16 protein-coding genes are annotated in these 17,943 nt (G+C 62.1%); 8 read left to right on the forward strand and 8 right to left on the reverse strand.

Features of this window, described 5'->3' with window-relative positions; all coding sequences use genetic code 11:
- Window positions 1–98: 98 nt before the first annotated feature.
- The 4 genes from F4V58_RS02980 to F4V58_RS02995 all read right to left on the reverse strand — a co-directional run bounded on the left by F4V58_RS02980 (window position 99) and on the right by F4V58_RS02995 (window position 4,924).
- Window positions 99–860, reverse strand: coding sequence for a GntR family transcriptional regulator (locus F4V58_RS02980; RefSeq protein ID WP_075733236.1), 762 nt, complete (start codon window positions 858–860; stop codon window positions 99–101).
- 88 nt (window positions 861–948) lie between these two features.
- The gene (locus F4V58_RS02985) at window positions 949–1,929 is read right to left on the reverse strand and encodes an LLM class flavin-dependent oxidoreductase (RefSeq protein WP_075733238.1); all 981 of its coding nucleotides are present in this window, start codon (window positions 1,927–1,929) and stop codon (window positions 949–951) included.
- Window positions 1,926–3,056, reverse strand: coding sequence for a MalY/PatB family protein (locus F4V58_RS02990; RefSeq protein ID WP_075733240.1), 1,131 nt, complete (start codon window positions 3,054–3,056; stop codon window positions 1,926–1,928). The genes F4V58_RS02985 and F4V58_RS02990 overlap by 4 nt, the downstream gene beginning before the upstream one ends.
- 5 nt (window positions 3,057–3,061) lie before the next feature.
- Complete coding sequence (locus F4V58_RS02995) at window positions 3,062–4,924, reverse strand: ABC transporter ATP-binding protein (protein ID WP_075733242.1); 1,863 nt, start codon at window positions 4,922–4,924, stop codon at window positions 3,062–3,064.
- A 118-nt stretch (window positions 4,925–5,042) separates the two neighbouring features.
- Between F4V58_RS02995 and F4V58_RS03000 the strand changes: the two genes are divergently transcribed.
- Window positions 5,043–5,597, forward strand: a complete 555-nt coding sequence (locus tag F4V58_RS03000) for a hypothetical protein (RefSeq protein ID WP_245803024.1) — start codon at window positions 5,043–5,045, stop codon at window positions 5,595–5,597.
- Window positions 5,594–6,175: an isopentenyl-diphosphate Delta-isomerase gene (idi, locus tag F4V58_RS03005; RefSeq protein ID WP_075733244.1), complete on the forward strand. Its 582-nt coding sequence runs from the start codon at window positions 5,594–5,596 to the stop codon at window positions 6,173–6,175. The genes F4V58_RS03000 and idi overlap by 4 nt, the downstream gene beginning before the upstream one ends.
- On the opposite strand, the gene F4V58_RS03010 is transcribed toward idi, so the two are convergent.
- Entirely contained in the window at window positions 6,172–7,416 is a 1,245-nt protein-coding gene (locus F4V58_RS03010) for a carboxylesterase family protein (protein WP_075736434.1), read from the reverse strand. The genes idi and F4V58_RS03010 overlap by 4 nt on opposite strands.
- A 19-nt stretch (window positions 7,417–7,435) precedes the next feature.
- Here F4V58_RS03010 and F4V58_RS03015 point away from each other — a divergent pair, with 19 nt between their 5' ends.
- Entirely contained in the window at window positions 7,436–7,615 is a 180-nt protein-coding gene (locus F4V58_RS03015; RefSeq protein WP_150385686.1) for a hypothetical protein, read from the forward strand.
- Complete coding sequence (locus F4V58_RS12450; protein WP_169833300.1) at window positions 7,605–7,751, forward strand: hypothetical protein; 147 nt, start codon at window positions 7,605–7,607, stop codon at window positions 7,749–7,751. The genes F4V58_RS03015 and F4V58_RS12450 overlap by 11 nt, the downstream gene beginning before the upstream one ends.
- Here F4V58_RS12450 and malQ read toward each other — a convergent pair.
- Window positions 7,741–9,816: a 4-alpha-glucanotransferase gene (malQ, locus tag F4V58_RS03020; protein WP_075733246.1), complete on the reverse strand. Its 2,076-nt coding sequence runs from the start codon at window positions 9,814–9,816 to the stop codon at window positions 7,741–7,743. The two genes, F4V58_RS12450 and malQ, sit on opposite strands and share 11 nt — an antisense overlap.
- 60 nt (window positions 9,817–9,876) lie before the next feature.
- Between malQ and F4V58_RS03025 the strand changes: the two genes are divergently transcribed.
- Window positions 9,877–11,712: an AMP-dependent synthetase/ligase gene (locus tag F4V58_RS03025; protein ID WP_075733248.1), complete on the forward strand. Its 1,836-nt coding sequence runs from the start codon at window positions 9,877–9,879 to the stop codon at window positions 11,710–11,712.
- Window positions 11,713–12,130: 418 nt separating this feature from the next.
- Complete coding sequence (locus tag F4V58_RS03030; RefSeq protein ID WP_075733250.1) at window positions 12,131–12,814, forward strand: hypothetical protein; 684 nt, start codon at window positions 12,131–12,133, stop codon at window positions 12,812–12,814.
- A gap of 415 nt (window positions 12,815–13,229) precedes the next feature.
- Here F4V58_RS03030 and F4V58_RS03035 read toward each other — a convergent pair whose 3' ends face one another.
- Window positions 13,230–14,279, reverse strand: a complete 1,050-nt coding sequence (locus F4V58_RS03035; protein ID WP_075733252.1) for a CNNM domain-containing protein — start codon at window positions 14,277–14,279, stop codon at window positions 13,230–13,232.
- Window positions 14,272–15,639 carry a hemolysin family protein gene (locus F4V58_RS03040; protein WP_075733254.1) on the reverse strand — a complete coding sequence of 456 codons (1,368 nt, stop codon included), beginning with the start codon at window positions 15,637–15,639 and terminating at the stop codon, window positions 14,272–14,274. Before F4V58_RS03040 ends, F4V58_RS03035 begins: the two co-directional genes overlap by 8 nt.
- Before the next feature lie 128 nt (window positions 15,640–15,767).
- Here F4V58_RS03040 and hemW point away from each other — a divergent pair, with 128 nt between their 5' ends.
- Complete coding sequence (gene hemW / locus F4V58_RS03045; RefSeq protein ID WP_075733256.1) at window positions 15,768–16,916, forward strand: radical SAM family heme chaperone HemW; 1,149 nt, start codon at window positions 15,768–15,770, stop codon at window positions 16,914–16,916.
- 10 nt (window positions 16,917–16,926) lie between these two features.
- Window positions 16,927–17,937, forward strand: a complete 1,011-nt coding sequence (hrcA, locus tag F4V58_RS03050; protein WP_075736438.1) for a heat-inducible transcriptional repressor HrcA — start codon at window positions 16,927–16,929, stop codon at window positions 17,935–17,937.
- The last annotated feature ends 6 nt before the right edge of the window (window positions 17,938–17,943 follow it).

A 17,943-nucleotide genomic window follows, 5' to 3' on the forward strand; every position in this document is an offset into this window, starting at 1 on the left:
TGGTAGACCAGCGTGCGGGCGGCTGGCGAACTGTCAGCAGGCGCAGCAAAAACTCGGGGGGACGCATGGGTCTAAGGGTAACGCGTTTTCTCAGGATCCTAAACGACCTCGTGGAGAATGTTCAGCCGCAGGGGAGAAGAGGTTCCCCGAACCGTGGACAAAGAAATCTGGACCCCCTCCGCGCGGTACTTGTAGCGCCCGTATTCTACTGGTTCACCGTTGTGGTCATGTAGGTACAAGCGCACGTACCACAGCGGCTCGCCCTCCTTTACCCCCAGGAGTTCGGCGTCTTCTTTGTTCGCACGAATAGTGCGCAGCACCCGGTTGACGTTGTCCACGGGAACGCCTGCCGACGCTAGCATGCGGTGCAGCGAGGGATCCGTGTCGTCGAAACCCATGATGTGCCGGCCCACATCCAGTGGGAAATAATGCTCCTGGATCATGCGGATTTCATCATCTAGGCTGCGCAACCGCTTGAGGTAAACAATGGACTCGCCTTCAGGGATGCTCAGGGCGCTAGCTGCTTCCTCAGGCGCGGGGACTCTGCCCAGAACTAGAATTTTCTGACTGACCTTGAGCCCACATTCGTTATAGCGCGCGGAGGCAGAGTAGGTAGATTCGAAGTTTTCTGCAGTGAAGTTTCCTAGCACTACGGAGCGCCGCCCACGGCCGGAGGAGATAGCTCCCTGCGCGCGCAGGGTGGCCATGGCTTGGCGCACGGGGCCACGCGAGGTATCGAACTGTTCGCACAGCTCGGCTTCACTGGGGAAGAAATCCCCAGGTTTGAGGTTACCGTTGGCGATCTCCCCTTTCAGGTAGTTTGCAATCTTTAAGTACTGTTGCGGCTCGCGGCGGGACATGATGACAACTCTTTTCGAGGTTAAATACTCATGGGTCGTAACCTATTTTACCCATATTCACCTGGGATTTCCGAAAGTAATGAGAACCTTAACTAAACCAAATATTCGAAAGCCTATTCAAATTGCTCAGTAATTGTTGGTGTGAGGTCGACTGTAGTGCGATCATAAGCTCGTCCACTTGAGAAAGCTTAATTAATTTAAGGAGATCTTTTTTAACTTTCTCAGGTTCTCCGACGGCGTTGTAGCGCAACATGTCCAGAATTTGCCTGCCCTGAAAGGTGTCCATAACTGCGCGGACCTGGCCGTCATCTAGGTCACGTCCACGCCCCACAAAGGCTTTCACACGCCGGAAACACACCTTATCCCACTCGCGCTCAGCACTCTTTTCATCCTCAGCCACCAGCACGTTTATCCCGGCAATGAGATACGGTTCCGGGCACTGCTGGGATGGTTCAAAGTTGTTGCGGTAATGGGAGGCGGCCTCGCGGAGGTGGGTGGGGGCAAAGTGCGAGGCGAACGCGAAAGGCAGCCCCAGGCGCGCGGCCAGGCCGGCCCCAAACATTGAGGACCCCAGAATGTAGACAGGCACGTTGGTACCGGCCCCCGGTACGGCCCGCACGCCGGGGATGGGGCTGGAGTCAGATAAGAACCCGCGCAGCTGTTCTACGTCGTGGGCAAACCTGTCAGCGGCGTGGGCGTCCCGGCGCAGCGCCCGGCCCACAGTGTTCATGTCGGTGCCCGGTGCGCGTCCCACGCCCAAGTCAATCCGCCCTGGGTGGAGCTGCGCCAGGGTGCCAAATTGTTCCGCAATCACGTAGGGCACGTGGTTGGGCAGCATGACTCCGCCGGAGCCCAGCCGGATGGTGGAAGTATGGGCCGCCACGTGGGCTATGAGAACTGCGGGCGCGGAAGAGGAAATGTGTGGCATGTTGTGGTGCTCGGTGTACCAGATGCGCTGGAACCCCCGGGCCTCGGCCTGTTGGGCCAGTTCCACGGAGCGGCGGAAGGAGTCAGCTGCGGTTTCTCCCGGGTAGATGTGGCAAAAATCGAGGAGGGACAGCCCCGTCATAAATTCCTTTCTACCGCACCTGCCATGCGGTCAATGGCTTCTTCCAATATTTCCCGCGAGGTAGCAAAATTCAACCGCGCGTGGCCGGCCCCGCCGGTGCCAAAGCTGGCGCCCTCATTGAGGGCTACTCGTGCGTGCTTGAGCAGCCACGCCGCCGGATAGCTGCCGATGCCCGCCTCCGCGGAGTTGAAGTCCAGCCACGCCAGGTAGGTAGCCTGCGGGGGTTCCACCTTTATGCCCGGGATACGGGAAGGCAGCTGGGCGCAGACAAAGTCCCGGTTGGCGCGCAGTATCTCAAGTTGTTGGTCAAGGTAGGGGTCCCCGTGGTCGTAGGCTGCGGCGGCCGCCAAAATGCCCATTGTGCCGGTTCCCTCCTTGGCCACTAAAGGTAGACCTTTCCACACCCGGTAGTCAGCTTCGTTGGACAAAATTAGCTGGGCGCACTTCAACCCGGCGGTGTTGAAGGCTTTGGACGTGGCGGTGACTGTGATGGTGCGGTCAGCGGCGGCATCGGAAAGGCTAGCCACGGGGAGGTGCCGGCCGTCAAAGACTAGGGGCGCGTGGATTTCATCTGCCAAGATACGCGCGTCATATTTCACCGCCAGGTCCACCAACCCGGTGAGCATTTCCCGGTCCAAGACGGTGCCCAGTGGGTTATAGGGGTTGGCCAGGAGGATTGAGCCCGCCCCGGCGGCAAAGGCACGCTCGATGGATTCCAGATCCAGCCCGCACTCCAGGCGCTCGCGGCCGTGGAGCCCGGGTAGCTCCAGCAGTGGGGGATAAGAGGGCGTGGGTACCGCCACCGCGGAGCCGGCGCGGGTGAAATACTGGATACTAAGGGAAAGCCCGCGCACGACGTCCGGGATCCAGAACACGCGCGCCGGGTCCGGGGTCCAGCCATAGCGGCGGCCGTAGAAACTGGCCACGGATTCGCGCAGCGTGGTGGCCCCCGGAGCCGGGTTATAGCCAAAGCATTCCTTGGCCACCATGTCTTTGATGGCCGCTAGGACCGGCGGGGCGGTGGGAAAGTCTGACTCAGCAATCCACAGCGGCAGCACGTCTGGTCCGTACGTGGTCCACTTGGAGGTACAGCGCTTTTGTAGCGTAGCGAGGGTAGGGAAATCCATGCGCCTTAGTGTAGAGCGTTATCTTTGGCCACGAACCCGTATCTTTTGAGTTTTTCCCGATCTGCCTGGGCAGAGGATTGCGTGAGGGCTAAAAGCTCTGCATAAATTCCGCCGGACCCGGCCAGTTGCGCTGGGGACCCCATTTCCGCCACGCGGCCGTTGTCTAGCGTGATGATGGTGTCCACATCCGCGATGGTGGACAAACGGTGCGCGATGATCAAGGTGGTGCGGTCTTTCATCAATTCTTCTAAGCCGGCCTGGACCACGCGTTCAGACTTGGTATCCAGCGCGGAGGTGGCCTCATCCAGGATGAGGATAGGGGCGTCTTTGAGCATGGCCCGGGCCACGGAGACGCGTTGTTTTTGGCCCCCGGAGAGCTTGAGCCCCCGCTCGCCGATGACGGTGTCATAGCCGTCGGGGAAGGCCGTGATGAACTCGTGGGCGTTGGCGCGGCGCGCGACTGCTTCGATTTCCGCATCCGTGGCGCCGGGCTTGCCGTAGGCAATGTTTTCGCGGACGGTCCCGGAAAACAGGTACGCGTCTTGGAATACCACGCCCACGGACGCGCGCAGTTCCCAGGCACTGAGGTCGCTGATATCACGGCCCAGGACCCGCATGGCACCACGGTCCGGGCGGTAGAGGCCCAACAGGAGGTTGACCAGCGTGGACTTGCCGCCACCGGACTCACCCACCAGGGCAATTTTTTCCCCTTCCCGGGCATGGAAGGTAATGTCTGCGACCACCGGCTTGCCCTGTTCATAGGAAAACCCCACGCGGTCAAAGGCAAAGACCGGTTCACCGGCAACGTCTGGGAGCGCGCGGGGGTGGGCTATGGTCAGCTGCGGGGTATCGGACGCGGTAGTGGCCGCCACCAGCTGCGGGTTGGCGGTGGGCTCAATTTCTTCCTCCATGACCTGGAAATAATCGCGGGATCCGGCAATCGCCCGTTGCGCGGTATCCACCATCCAACTAAGCATGAACACTGGTTGGCGGGACATGGAGACCAACTGGATGAGCATGACCATGTCCCCAATGGTGAAGTAGCCCTCCAGCGTGCGCCAGAAAATCACCGCGTAGACGCCAAAGAAGGCCGCCGCCATGGACAGTTGGCGCAGGGCGTCCATCTGGTGCCACCACCGTGACTGCGGACGGGTTTGGTCCACAGTCCCGCGGTAATGCTTGCCAAATTTCAGCAGCTCCCGCGCCTCTGCCACGAAGGACTTGGTGACCTTGATTTGTCCCACCACCTCGGAAAAACGCCCGTTGGCCTGGTCGATGTGCTCGTTTTTCACCGTCTCATACTTCTGCCACCGCGTGGATGTCAGCGCGGTTAGCCACAGGTAGAGCGGGAAGAGGATAACCAGTAGGACGGCCAGCGGCCAGTAGTAGTAGGCCGTAATAGCTAGTACCGCCGTGATCTGCAGGATCATGGAAAAGAACGTGTTGGCAAAAGACTGCAGGAAGTTGGACACGTTCATAATGGAGCGGTCCAGTCTGGCGATGATAGTCCCGGTTACCTGTTCGTCGAAGTAGCCCTGCGGCAGGACCAACAGCTTAGCGAAGTACCTGGTGGAAAGTATTTGCCGCAGTCGCGCTACCATCACGTCGCCGGCGTAACCGCCAATGTTGTGGATGACGCCGTGGGCGGCGTCGGCAGCTAGGAGCCCTACCGCCAACCATAAGACGGTTGCCAAGGCCCCCTCTGCGGCGCCGTTGTTGATTGCGGCCACGATGGTGTCTGTGGCCTCACGCACCAAAAACGGCGAGACCATAGCCAAAGCCGCGCCTAAGGTTGCTGTGACAATTACCGCTACATAAAAAGGCCACAGGGCAGAAGCAGAACAAATAATCCGGGTCAGTTGTTTCATTGCCAAATCACTATGCCACCTTGTTTCTGTCCCTGCACCTTGCTATTGCCTAAGTAAAACCCGGAGTGGGTTAAAGTAGGAGGGTAAAAGAATTTCGTCCTTTTGAAAGGTCAGCCCCGTGAGTAAAATCTCCCGTGTCCTCCTGGTGCCTACCGCTGTGGCTTCTATGCTGGCGCTATCAGCGTGCGCCGTGCTACAACCCGAGGAAGCCGGCCTGGGCGGTGGCGAAGAAATTGAGGTCACCACCTCAGTTGCGCCACCCTACGAACCCAAGGTGGTTGCCAACAAGGAAATCACCGAACCCAACCGGGACTGGATTAAAGACGAGGGCCTGGGGGTGTCGTGGAAGCTCCAGGGCGTCTACGCCGACACCTACCGCGGCACCGTGGTCACCGTGTTGGTGCGCAACGATAACCCGCAACCGCTGCCGCCTACCGCCATTGGCCAGCCCAAACTTGAGCGCACGGACGGCGTGGACGGTTTCATCCCAGTCGAACCGGTGGAATATGACCCGGAGCTCAACACGGACCTCACCCCACCTGGCTTGGATGTCCCGCTGGGCTCTCAGGCGGCCACCAACTTGCAGTACCGCTTTGACACCGGCGTGGGGTCTTTGTGGAAAGCCAAGTTCACCATTGGCAACGTGACCTGGGTGGGAAACCTCAACGTATGACGGAGCAGGTGGTACTCATAGGTGCGGACGGCCAGCCGGCCGGAACTGCTGATAAGGCCGCCGTCCACACCACTGACACCCCCTTGCACCTGGCCTTTTCCGCGTGGGTGCTCCGCGGCCGGGAGGTGCTTATCACCCGCCGCGCGCTGACCAAGAAAACGTGGCCGGGCGTGTGGACCAACGCCTTTTGCGGGCACCCCGGGCCGGGGGAGGATATGACGGCTGCGGTGCGCCGCCGCGGGGCGTTCGAGCTGGGGTTCGACCACTTCAAACCGTCCCCGGAGCACCAGGGCCCGGAGCTTAGCGGGACGCTTGGAGAGCCAGAGCTTGTAGTTCCGGATTTTTCCTACCGCGCGGTGGACTCATCGGGCATTGTTGAAAATGAGATTTGCCCGGTTTACCTCTGCCGGGTGGCCCCGGGCGTAGAGCCCCGGCCCAACCCGGAAGAGGTGGACTCCTACCTGTGGGTGCCCGCAGCAGCGTTGCTATCCGCGGTTTCTGCCACTCCCGGCGTCTTTAGCCCCTGGATGGTCTGGGAGTTAGAGCACCCCCAGCTCCAACAACGGGTCCTGGGCTAGCTTTCCTGGAAAGCCTGGGTGACGTAGTTCAGCGTGCCGTAGGTGGTGCGCGCGTGACCGGTGTCTAGGTTAAATTCCCACACCGCGTGGTCCGGGCGGTAGGCCTCAAAACCGGGCTCGCCGGTCCGGGCGAATTCCACCAGCCAGCCGTGCAGCAGGGACTCGGTGACACCAAACAAGGGGCGCAGCTCCTGGCAGTGCAAGGCGGGGCCTTCGGCGCGCACGAATTCCATCATCCACGTCTTTCCCGGCGCGCGCGCCCCGACCTGTTCCACCCAGCGCCGGATGAGGCTATCGCCTACCAGCCGGCCAAGGGGATTGGACTTGGCACCGGAAAGGTCAAGCCAGGTGGAAAAACGTTCCCGGCGCATGTCAAAGCGCGGGCACAGCCACCACGCCAGGGTGCGGCGCGCCGGGCTGATATCTGCCTTGCCGCCCAAATCGTAGAATTCCTCCCGCGTGGAAGACAGCACGATGGGGATATCTGCCAGCTCTTCCGGCTGCAAAGGATAGGGCCCCAGCGCCATGTCAAAGCGGTATTTTTTCCGGAACTTCGCGTAGCCTGCAGTGACCTTCTCCGGGGCGGTGGCCTCCAAGTTTGCCTTAGTGATGGGCGCTCCCAAAGCCCGGCGCAGCGTGGCCTTGCGGTGCTCAAAGCCCTGGCGGGGAAAACACGGGGACATGGCCAGTACCCGGCGGAACGCCCCGCGGTAATGATCGCGGCGGGCCAGCCACAACGCTGTGGTAGCCCCCGCCGATTGCCCGACCAGAGTGACGTTAGTGGGATCCCCACCGAACGCCGCAATGTTTTTCTGGATCCACTCCAACCCCAGCTGGCAGTCACCTATAGCCCGATAAGAAAAGTAGTTGTCCTCCGGGAGCTTGGCCAACCCCGGCAGACCCACCCGGTAGCCCAGCTGGACCTGGACTATGCCGGCGCGGGCGTTGGCGGTGCCATCGGCACGCGAGTCTTCGTGCGTGCCGGACTCATAGCGCCCGCCGTGGATGTAGACCACCACGGGGTACCCACCGCTGCGGCGCGGGGTGGGCGCGGTGATGGTTAGCGCTATGGCGTCCGGGCGGGGCGTGGTGGCGTCATACTCACCCAGGTGCGGCGCCGGCTCCGACTCCGCGTATTCACCGGGGATGTGGGAGTACGCGATGGAGTGGAAAGAGTTCACACCATCTTCGGTGCGGCCTTGGAAAGTACCAGCGGGGGCAGTAATGCTCACGTAAGTCATAGCTACAAGACTACAATTTATGAGCATGGAATGGTTTGACTCTTTTGCCCAGTGGATGGTCAACGCGCCCATCGCGGTGCAAATGCTCATCCTGGTGGCCACCGCGGTGCCCGCCATGGTGGTGCTGGCCTGGGTATTGATGTGGGCCGTTGACGCCGTAGCCCGGCTGGGCGCTAGGATTTACTCCCATGAGCAATGAACACCGTGAAGGCCTGTGGGACCCCGAGCGCCCCGTTAAACGCAAACGCGCGCTGCCCAAATCACGGGTCAGCGCGGCGCTATGGGTGCTGTTGGCGCTAGTGGCGGCAACAGCACTGCTGGGGGTTATCTTTTAGCAGCCTGGGCTACTTGCTGGAACAGTTCGTAGTCCGGCAAGTCCTCCAGCAGCACGGCCTGGCCCTGGTCATCAGTCAGCGGGATACACCAGTTGGGGTACAGCGCACGCGTGGTGCCCGGCATATTTTGCGTCCGGCGGTCTCCCACCAGGTCCACCAGGTTGGTGCAGGTCAGCGCGGAGGGGGTGGAGGAGATGAACTCGTGCAAAGCAACCACCTGCTCCTTGGGCGTCTGCGCGCCGGGGGCGGCAAAGTCCAAGACCTGGTCCATCCATTCGCGCTCAATGGCCAGCTCCTCGTCTACCGAGCGGGTCAAAAGCCCCAGCTGGTTGCGCAGCGTGATGTGCTCCCCGGCCAGGTAGCCCAGAGTGGGCGGGAGGTCGTGGGTGCCCACGGAGCTTAAGGCCAGCGGCCGGTAGTCGGAAGCCGGCAGGGGACCGGAGCCGTCAGCGGCGCTTTCAAACCAGATGATGGAGGTGCCCATGAGCCCGCGGTCCGCCAGAGCCCCGGCAACCCACGGCTCCAGCGTGCCCAGGTCTTCGCCTACCACTATCGCGCCGGCGCGCTTGGCCTCAAGCGTAAGCACTCCCACCATGGCCTCCCAGTCGTAGGAGACGTAGGTTCCCATGGTGGGCGGCTGACCCTTAGGAATCCAGTAGAGCCGGAACAGCCCCAGGATGTGGTCCACGCGTACGCCGCCGGCGTTGCGCAGGACGGTGGCCAGCATGTCACGCCACGGCCGGTAGCCGGATTCCGCTAGGCGCTCTGGGTGCCACGGTGGTTGGGACCAGTCTTGGCCCATCTGGTTGTAATCATCGGGCGGCGCGCCCACGGAGGCCTCCGGCACCAGGTATTGGGCCAGGGCGGCCGCGTCCGCGCCCTGGGCGTGGATGCCTACCGCGAGGTCGGTTATCAGCCCCACCTCCATCCCGGCGGCGGTGGCGCGTTCCTGGGCAGCGGCCAGCTGCTCGTCGCACAGGAACTGCAGCCAGCTGTAGAATTCCACCAACTCGGCGTGATCGGTGCTGCGGGCGTGGCGCCGGTTGGGGGTGGCCGCCAGTTCTTGTTGTGCGCACCAGGCGGCAAACTTGCGCAGGCCTTCCCCTTCGCGTTCGCGGAAGGCCTGGAAGGCTTCCTCGCGCGCGGTAGGGCGCGGCAGGCTAAAGAGCTCGCGCAGCACCTGGAGTTTGGCGGCGTAAATTTCATCGCGCACGATGTGCTGGGCGCTGGTGTTTCGTTCGCGGAATTCTGCCTGGAGTTCCTCGACGTCCTCCCGGATGTCTGCTGGCAGCAGGTCCAGCTCGGGGATGTCCGCAATGCTCAAGTAGATGGGGTTGATAAAACGCCGCGAGGTGGGCAGGTAGGGGGAATCTTCCACCGGCGGGAAGGGCTCTGCAGCGTGCAGGGGGTTTATCAGCAGGTAGTCCGCGCCGGCTTCGGTGGCCACGGTTTCGGCCAACAGGCCCAGGTCGCTGAAGTCCCCGATACCCCAGGAGTTGCGGGAGCGCACCGAGTACAGCTGCGCCATCACGCCGGTGCGCGGCCGCGCCAGGAGGGGGTCCGCGGTCTCCAGCCGCCGCGGCGCCACAATCAGCGGGCAGCATGCTTTGCCGATGCCGTCTGAGTCCAGGTGGATTTCATGGTAGCCCTCCGGCAGGTTGCCAGGCACGTGGAAGGTGGCCTCACCCCACATTTGGCCGTCTACGTGGGCGGGAGGGGTGAAGTTGTCATCTTGGTAGACTTCCGCCCGGCCGCCGCCTTCGAGCTCGATGTGTAGGCGCGCCGGGGCGCCGTCATGGACATGGACGGTAAATTGGCGCTCGGTGCCGGCGGTGGTCACCACTGCCGGCGGCAGTGGCCTAGACATCCGCTGGGTATATTCGCGGAAGAGCAGACCGGTGAGTTCTTCTTCATCCGGTTGTGCGGAGATGGGAACCCCAAGCGCCGCGAGCGCATAGATAATTGAGGAACGGGGGATCTCAACGTACTTTCCACTGGCGGAGGTATATCCGGTGGCAACGTTGTACCTTTTTGCAAGCTGTGCGAGAAGATCTGGGATAGTCACATGGTCAATTGTGCCATGAAAGGTAAGGTATCTAGCAGTCGTTGTTAGAAAGAAAGAGATATGCAGGAATTTAGCAGTCCAGCCCAGTTTGAAATTGCCCCCGGGGAAACAGTCCTCACCGCTTTGATGGATACCGCCAAGGCCCGGCCGCATGGTGTGATGTTCACCCGCCCGGCCAACTATGAGTGGGTCAACGTCACCGCGCAGGAGTTCATCGCGGAGGTCTTCGAGGTAGCCAAGGGGTTAATTGCCGCCGGAGTTGAACAAGGTGACCGCGTGGTGTTGCTCTCCGCCACCCGCTACGAGTGGTCCCTTCTGGACTACGCCATCTGGGCTGCGGGTGCGGTGTCCGTGCCGGTCTATCCCTCATCCTCGCTTTCCCAGGTGCAGTGGATTGTGGAGGACTCGGGCGCCGTACTGGCCATCACGGAATCCCGCGACCACTCTGAATTGGTCCGGCACCTGGTGCTGGGGGAAGACGGCCAGCCGGGGTTGAAGGGTTCCACCTCGCAGTTGCGCCGGGTCCTAGAGATTAATTCTGCGGCTATTGAAACGCTGAAATTTGAGGGCCGCGCTGTTGCGGACGCCGCCGTATGGGAGCGCATTCACGCCACGCGCACCGATGACCTGGCGTCTTTGGTCTACACCTCTGGCACCACGGGCCGGCCCAAGGGCTGTATGCTCACCCACCGCAACTGGTTGGCGCAGGTGCGCGGCCTGCTGACTAACCCCATCGGCGGTATTGCCGTTCCTAGTACCCACGTCCTGACTTTCTTGCCGTTGGCGCACGTGTTCTCCCGCGCGGTGTCCCTGGCCATCGCTGTAGGCGGGGCCTCGCAGAACCACTGGGCGGACTTTGGCTCACTATCCGTGGAGTTCTCCCGCTCCCGCCCCAACCTCATCCTGGGCGTGCCCCGGGTGTTTGAGAAGGTGCGGGATTCCGCGGCTAATAAGGCTGCTAACGCGGGCGCTATCAAGGGTGCGTTGTTCGCGGCATCGGAAGCCACGGCCATTGAGTACTCCAAGGCGCTCGATACCCCGGAGGGGCCCTCCCGAGTGCTGGCGGCCAAGCACAAGACCTTTGACAAGCTGGTCTATTCCAAGATCCGCGCCGGCGTGGGCGGAAGCGTCAAGTACTGCATCAGTGGCGGCTCCGCCATCAGCCCGGAACTGCTGCACTGGTTCCGGGGCATCGGCGTGCCTGTGTATGAGGGCTACGGGCTAACTGAGGTGGCTGCGGCCGCCGCCGTGGACTTCCTCAACCAGACCATTGGGACCGTGGGGCCACCGCTGGGCGGCGTTAGCATCCGCACCACCGAGGAAGGCGAAATTGAGCTCAAGGGCGATATCGTTTTTGCCGGCTACTGGAAAAACCCAGAAGCTACTGAGAAGTCTTTGCGCGAAGGCTGGTATTCCACCGGGGATCTTGGCGAAATTGATGAAGACGGCAAGGTGATTATCACCGGTCGCAAGAAGGACATCATTGTCACTGCCGGCGGGAAGAATGTTTCCCCCGGGCCCATGGAGGACCAGCTGCGCAGCCACCCGCTGATTTCGCAGGCCATGGTGGTAGGCGACGGCAAGCCGTTTATTGGCCTGTTGGTCACCCTGGGGGAGGAGGCACTGTCCAGGTGGAAGCTCAAGCACAACATCCCGGAGTCGCGCCCCATGAGCGAGGTTGCCACGGACCCCACCTTGCGCGCGGAGATCCAGGACGCCATTAACCGCGTGAACGCCACCGTCTCCCAGGCGGAGGGGATCAAGAAGTTCTACATCTTGGAGTCTGACCTCACGGAGGAAGAAAACGAGCTCACGCCCACCATGAAGGTCAAACGCAACGTGGTGGCCCGCCGCTACGCGGACGCCATAGCCCACATCTACAAATCTCAGCGCTAGTTCCGCGCTCCACGCCACGGCCGTTTCCCCGCCGGCCCGGTTTCGCGCCTGGCTTGCTTCCCGCCGGCCCGGTTTCGCGCCTGGCTTGCTTCCCGCCGGCCCGGGTTCGCGCCTGGCTTGCTTCCCGCCGGCCCGGGTTCGCGCCTGGTTCTTGCTTCCCGCCGGCCCGGGTTCGCGCCTGGTTCTTGCTTCCCGCCGGCCCGGTTGGCGTCTGGTTCTTGCTGCGCCCGTTTCCCGCCGCGGCCCGGTTGCCGTGGCCGGGTCTAATTGGGCCTTGCTGCACTGGTGGCGCGGCTCCTGGATTTTTGCTGTGAGGATTTTCGGAGTGTCGCACCGGTGCGGGCGTGGAAGTTGGCTAAAGTTTCCACCGTTGAGCAAAAGTCTCAACCTAAACTAGAGGTCTCGAAGGGAGTGTTCGGTGCACAAACACGCAGCCGTGCTACGCCACCGTGAACTCACCCAAGAGCTGTACAACATCGGTGACGAAGTCGCGGAATACATCGAGCACCTCATAGAAGCCATCGAGGACTGGGACCAGGAGCTAACCCTGGACTGCCTGAGCGAACTAGCCGAAATCGTTGAGGACGCGCGCGTGGACTCCGGGCGGATAGTAGGGGAGCTCATTGGCTTGCGCCACGCGTTGGTCTCCGGGGTCCGCGCCGGGAGTATCTCCGCCAGCGTCAGTGGGGATTTTGAGCTGGAACCGCCCCGCGCGATTACCGCGCGGACGCTGGAACTGCGCTTCCCGCTGGAAGGCCCGCAGGCAATCTCGGAGGTAGCCCACGTGCTGCGCAGCCGTACCGAGTGCGTCCAGGCCTACCTGCGTGAGATGGTGGACTACGTCCTGGAGCAGACCAACGCTGTGGCCCGCAACCTGGACATGATTTCTTTGCCGCACCTTTACAAGCGCGCCGGCACCGGCGTCCGCGACGCCGCCTCCGCCTGGGTCCAGACCGTTGCCGCTAGCCACCCTGCGTATGCGCGCACCCTGCGCGGCGGCAACCCGCCCGCGTTTCTGGAGGAGCGCGCCCGGGTCAACGCCATCGTGGAGAAAGTCGCGGCCAAGCGCGCCGCCGCACGAAAGGCCACCGGCACCGCCTAGATAAAGACTTCCTTGTTACCAACATGGCAAGGGCTACAAAAAGCCACCACACTCCCTCGTGGTGGCTTTTGTGTTGCGTTGTGGCGGTCCCCGCCGTTGCACTGGCTTAGTCCTACCGCAGATTCCCAGCTGGGCCGGGGATGTGCCCCAGTGGCACCGCAAGCGTGGGAGGTCCCAGGTGCCAGGTGCAGGCGTGTGGGTGCGGAAGGGGGCACAGGGATCCCAAGGTGCCGGCTGCGGGCGCGGGGGCCGGCGCAGGGGTCCTAGGTGCAGGCGTGCCGGGGCGTGCCGGGGCGGGAACCGGGCAGCAAGAAGCCCGGACCGCAGCTGGGGAGCAGCGGGGCAGGAACCGGGCAGCAAGAAGCCCGGACCGCAGCTGGGGAGCAGCGGGCCGGGCTAGAGCGTGGACGTTATATTAAACCTCGGTGTTTTTAGCCGGGGCCTGTTGGTCAAGCTGCTCGGCAATCTGCGGCCACAGCTGTCCCATGATGTTGTCCCAGGTAAGGCTCCACACCGCGTTGTCTGCTTCCGGGGCACCAACTACCACCAGCTGCTTGCCACGCGCGCGCATGGTGTCCAGCGTGGACTGCACCTTGGTCTGCGGGGTTACGCGCAGCACAGGCTGGGCAAACTGCAGCGCCAGCTCCGTGGGGGCGGCCAGCAGGGTGTCACGGACGTGGACTACCTGCAGGGCGCGCCCCGTCTCATCGGCGATGAGAACGCGCATGGTCCGCTTGCGTCCCACAAACTCTTGCACGTCCGCCACGGTGGCGTCAGCAGGCAGCGGGACAATCTTGGAACCGTGCTCGCGCGCCAAGTCACCAGTGGTAGCGGACTCCAGCTCAATGACGCCGGTGATTTGGTTGGCGGAATCTTGGTCCAGGGCCCCGGTGTCGCGGGAGTGCTCCACCAGGGAGCGCAGGGTTTCTACGTCATACCCGGCGGCGCTGGCGCTGTCCACGGGTTCCTCGCCGGCCGCGCGCACCAGGCGGTTAGCCATGCGGTTGACCCATAGCAGCAAGGGGCGGAACACCCAGATGAACCCGCGTGCCGGCACGGCTACCAGCTTTAATGCCGTCTCCGGGTGGGTGATAGCCCAGGACTTAGGGGCCATTTCACCTACCACGAGGTGCAGGAAGGTAACAATGAACAGGGCCAGGAGAAACGCCACAACGTCAGAGGCGCGGTGGGGAAGGCCTAGGTCGTGGAGTGGGTGGGCCAGCAGGTGGTGGACCCACGGCTCCGTGATGGCACCCAGGGCGAAGGTGGCGGCGGTGATACCAAACTGCGCGCCTGCCAGCATGAGGGTTAGTTCGTTGAGGGAGCGCAGCCCGGCGCGGGAGGCGCGGGAGTTTTCCGCGGTTTCTTCCAGCCGGTGGCGGCGCGCGCCCATGGTGGCAAACTCAATGACCACAAAGAACGCCGAGGCAATCAGAATGAGGATAGTGAGCACGATGTTAAACATCTTGAGCCTCCTCTTCTACCAGTTCCAGCGCCAGGGTGGAGGGAACGTGGCGTTCTACTTCCTCTACGCGCATGATGAGTTTGCGGACGGGCGCGGTGTCGCCTTCCACCCAGTCTTCGGGTTCGGCTTCCATCTCTATCACGTGTTCCTCGCCTACCTCGGGCAGGGAGGAGGACGCGGAAATCAGCAGTCCAGCGATTGTTTCATAGTCACCTTCTGGCAGGTCGTGGCCGATGGCGCGTTCAATCTCATCAATAGGAGTGTCTCCGTCGACCATCCAGTGCGTGGCGTCTTGCAGCGTGATTTCCTCTGTTTCCTCAATATCGTGTTCATCGGTGACGTCTCCAAGGATTTCCTCTGCGAGGTCTTCCATGGTGACTATTCCCACGAAACCGCCGTATTCATCAATAACGCACGCCAGTTTTTGGTTGGAGCTGCGCAGCGCGTCCACGGTGTCGGGCAAGTTCATCAGCTCCGGGACCACCACTGGTTCTTGCATGAGCTTGGTGACCGGGGTGTGGTCCGGCAGGTCGGTATCTAGGATGTCGTAGAGCTGGATGACGCCAATGGGGTTGTGGTCTTCATCGATGATGGGGTAGCGGGTGTGGTTGGTGGCCATGAGTTCCCGGACTTCGCCCAGGGTGGTGTCCGGTTCTACCACGTCCACGCGCGAGCGCGGGATCATGGCGTGCCCGGTGTCCTGGTCCGGGAAGTCCAGCAGGCGGTCTAGCACCATGAAAGTGTTTTCATCCAAGTTGCCGCTGATACGGGAGTCATCCACGATGGATTCCAGGTCATCGGAAGTAGCAGAAGAGTCAATGTCTTCCACCGGTTCAATGCCCACCATCTTGAGGATGCTGTTGGAGGAGAACTCGAAGAAGTTAATCAGCGGGCCGAAAATCTTCAAAAACAGTCCCGTGGAGGGCGTGAGCGCCATGGCCACCTTCATGGGCGTGGCAATGGTGTAGTTCTTGGGAAATAGCTCCGCGAAGAGCATGGTGGCCACGGTGGAGGCGGCCAGCGCCACGACGGTGCCCGCTGCCACGGCGGCGGTGCGGTCAATCCCAAAGTCACCCAGCAGCTCACCCAGGCCGTTGCCAACCAGGGGTTGAGCTACGTAGCCAATGAGCAAGCCGGTGACGGTGATTCCCAATTGGGAACCAGATAGCACGAAGGACGTACGCTTGGTTAGCCCCAGGGCTTGTTGGGCTTTCTTGTCACCGGCGGCGGCCATGTTGCGCAGTTGTGCGCGGTCTACGGACATAAACGCGAACTCTTGGGCCACGAAGTAGCCGTTGCAAGCGATGATGACGCAGATTACAGCTATGCCAGCAATCAGCAGAAGAATAGCAGTGAGCATTAGAGGTTCCTACCCCCAGTTTTTTCCTGGGGACACGGACTCGGAGGTTCCAACTTCACTAGGCCTTTCTCTATAAAAAATTTGCAGAAGATGAGAAACACAGTACACCCAAGATAAGGTAACTTTCCATGAAGGTCCCCTTTGGTCTGTATATCCATGTGCCGTTTTGTTCCTCTAGGTGCGGTTATTGCGATTTCAACACGTATACTCCCGGCGAGCTGGGCGGCACCGAGCTCATTGCCGGATATCTTGACGCCCTGGATAGGGAGCTGGAGTTGGCAGCCGCCCGCGTGGGCCGGCCAGCGGAGACGGTGTTTGTGGGCGGTGGTACGCCCTCGTTGCTGGGGGCGGAGGGCCTGGCGCGGGTGCTGGGGACGGTGAAAAAGACCTTCGGTCTGGTGCCGGGTGCGGAGGTGACCACGGAGTCTAACCCGGAGTCCACCAGCCCCGAGTATTTTGCGGGCCTACTAGAGGCGGGGTTCACGCGGCTGAGCCTGGGCATGCAGTCCGCCAGTCCCGGGGTGTTGGCCATCCTGGAGCGCGCCCATACTCCCGGGCGCGCATTTGATGCCGCCCGCGAGGCCCTGGCTGCAGGTTTCCAACACGTGAACCTGGACATGATCTACGGCACGCCCACCGAACGCGATGCCGATGTCCGCGAAACCCTAGAGCGCGTACTAGACACCGGCGTAGACCACGTGTCCGCGTATTCGCTGATTGTCGAAGACGGCACCCGCATGGCCCGCAAGGTCAACAAAGGACTGCTGCCGGCGCCGGATGAAGACGTGCTGGCTAGGCGTTATAACCTCATCGCGGACACGCTGGAGCAGGCCGGTTATGACTGGTATGAGGTATCAAACTGGGCCCGGCCGGGCGGGGAGTGCCAGCACAACCGCATCTACTGGGTGGACGGCAACTGGTGGGGCGCTGGCCCCGGGGCGCACTCGCATTTAGGTGAGGAGCGGTTTTTCAACGTCAAGCACCCGCGCCGCTACGTCAGCCAGCTGCTGGAAGAAGGACAGCTGCCCATCCAGGGCAAGGACACGGAGGTACTTACTGCGCCTGAGCGCCACACGGAAAAGATCATGCTGGGCCTGCGCCTGCGGGAGGGAATCCCGGAGGACTGGCTGGCACCGGCGGCGGCCGGGGCCATCACGGCCTATGAAAAGCGCGGGCTGCTGGAGCGTTCCGGGGGCAGGTTGCGGGTCAGTGCGGCGGGGCGGTTGTTAGCTGACGGCATAATCACCGACCTGCTCCTGGCGGAAGAAGCGGGCTAAAATGGCTGCTATGTCTTCTCCCACCCAACAACGCCGCAGGGAGGTTCTGCGCGCCATAGTCCAGGACTACATTGCTAGCCAAGAGCCGGTGGGTTCCAGGTCTTTGGTGGAGCGCCACGGGCTGCAGGTTTCCCCGGCAACTATCCGCAATGACATGGCCATCTTGGAAGAAGCCGGGCTTATTACCCAGCCCCATTCTTCCTCCGGGCGCGTGCCCACGCAGGCGGGCTACCGCGAGTTCGTGGACACCCTCCATGACGTCAAGCCGCTGAGTTCCCCGGAACGCCGCGCTATCATGCGTTTCTTGGAAGAAGGCGTGGATTTAGAAGACGTCCTGCGCCGCTCCGTCCGGCTGTTAGCGCAGCTGACCAACCAGGCGGCGGTAGTGGCCCTGCCCAACCTGAATGTCAGCCGGGTACGCCACTGTGAGGTGGTGGCGCTGAGCCCGGTGCGGCTGCTCCTGGTACTTATTACGGACAACGGCCGCGTGGACCAGCGCAACGTGGAGCTAGATACCGTCATTGAGCCGGAAGACGTTACGCGCCTGCGGGAGGCACTCAACCAGGCGTTGGCTGGGCAGACCATGGAGGGGGCATCGGCAAAGCTGGCTAACCTGGCGGAAACCGCCCCGCCGGACGTGAAATACCACCTGGTCAAATGCGCTACCACGCTCATTGACACGCTGGTTGACTCGCGCAGCGACCGCTTTATCATTGCCGGGGCGGCCAACCTCACCCGCGGGCTGCCGGGAATCATCGAGGCTTTGGAAGAACAGGTCATTGTGCTCAAGCTGCTATCCAACCTGCCGGACCTGGGGGATGTCTCCGTGGTTATCGGTGATGAACATGAGCTGGCCAGTCTCAAAGACTCCGCCGCAGTCACCACCTCCTACGGCGGCGGGAGCGGCAACCCCCTGGGCGGAATGGGCGTGGTGGGGCCCACATATATGGACTATTCGGGAACAATTGCTAAAGTGCGTGCTGTTGCACGTTATGTCGGTGACATAGTTGCCGGTGAGTAAACTTTG

It is taken from the genome of Corynebacterium phocae (genome assembly GCF_008693075.1).
Taxonomy (GTDB): Bacteria; Actinomycetota; Actinomycetes; order Mycobacteriales; family Mycobacteriaceae; genus Corynebacterium; species Corynebacterium phocae.

Coding starts and splice junctions, on each gene's coding strand:
- hrcA (WP_075736438.1), top strand. CDS start 16,927: ATGTCTTCTCCCACCCAACAACGCCGCAGGGAGGTTCTGCGCGCCATA.
- F4V58_RS03025 (WP_075733248.1), top strand. CDS start 9,877: ATGCAGGAATTTAGCAGTCCAGCCCAGTTTGAAATTGCCCCCGGGGAA.
- F4V58_RS03040 (WP_075733254.1), bottom strand. CDS start 15,639: ATGCTCACTGCTATTCTTCTGCTGATTGCTGGCATAGCTGTAATCTGC.
- F4V58_RS03035 (WP_075733252.1), bottom strand. CDS start 14,279: ATGTTTAACATCGTGCTCACTATCCTCATTCTGATTGCCTCGGCGTTC.
- F4V58_RS02990 (WP_075733240.1), bottom strand. CDS start 3,056: ATGGATTTCCCTACCCTCGCTACGCTACAAAAGCGCTGTACCTCCAAG.
- idi (WP_075733244.1), top strand. CDS start 5,594: ATGACGGAGCAGGTGGTACTCATAGGTGCGGACGGCCAGCCGGCCGGA.
- F4V58_RS02995 (WP_075733242.1), bottom strand. CDS start 4,924: ATGAAACAACTGACCCGGATTATTTGTTCTGCTTCTGCCCTGTGGCCT.
- F4V58_RS02985 (WP_075733238.1), bottom strand. CDS start 1,929: ATGACGGGGCTGTCCCTCCTCGATTTTTGCCACATCTACCCGGGAGAA.
- F4V58_RS03010 (WP_075736434.1), bottom strand. CDS start 7,416: ATGACTTACGTGAGCATTACTGCCCCCGCTGGTACTTTCCAAGGCCGC.
- F4V58_RS02980 (WP_075733236.1), bottom strand. CDS start 860: ATGTCCCGCCGCGAGCCGCAACAGTACTTAAAGATTGCAAACTACCTG.
- F4V58_RS03015 (WP_150385686.1), top strand. CDS start 7,436: ATGAGCATGGAATGGTTTGACTCTTTTGCCCAGTGGATGGTCAACGCG.
- hemW (WP_075733256.1), top strand. CDS start 15,768: ATGAAGGTCCCCTTTGGTCTGTATATCCATGTGCCGTTTTGTTCCTCT.
- F4V58_RS12450 (WP_169833300.1), top strand. CDS start 7,605: ATGAGCAATGAACACCGTGAAGGCCTGTGGGACCCCGAGCGCCCCGTT.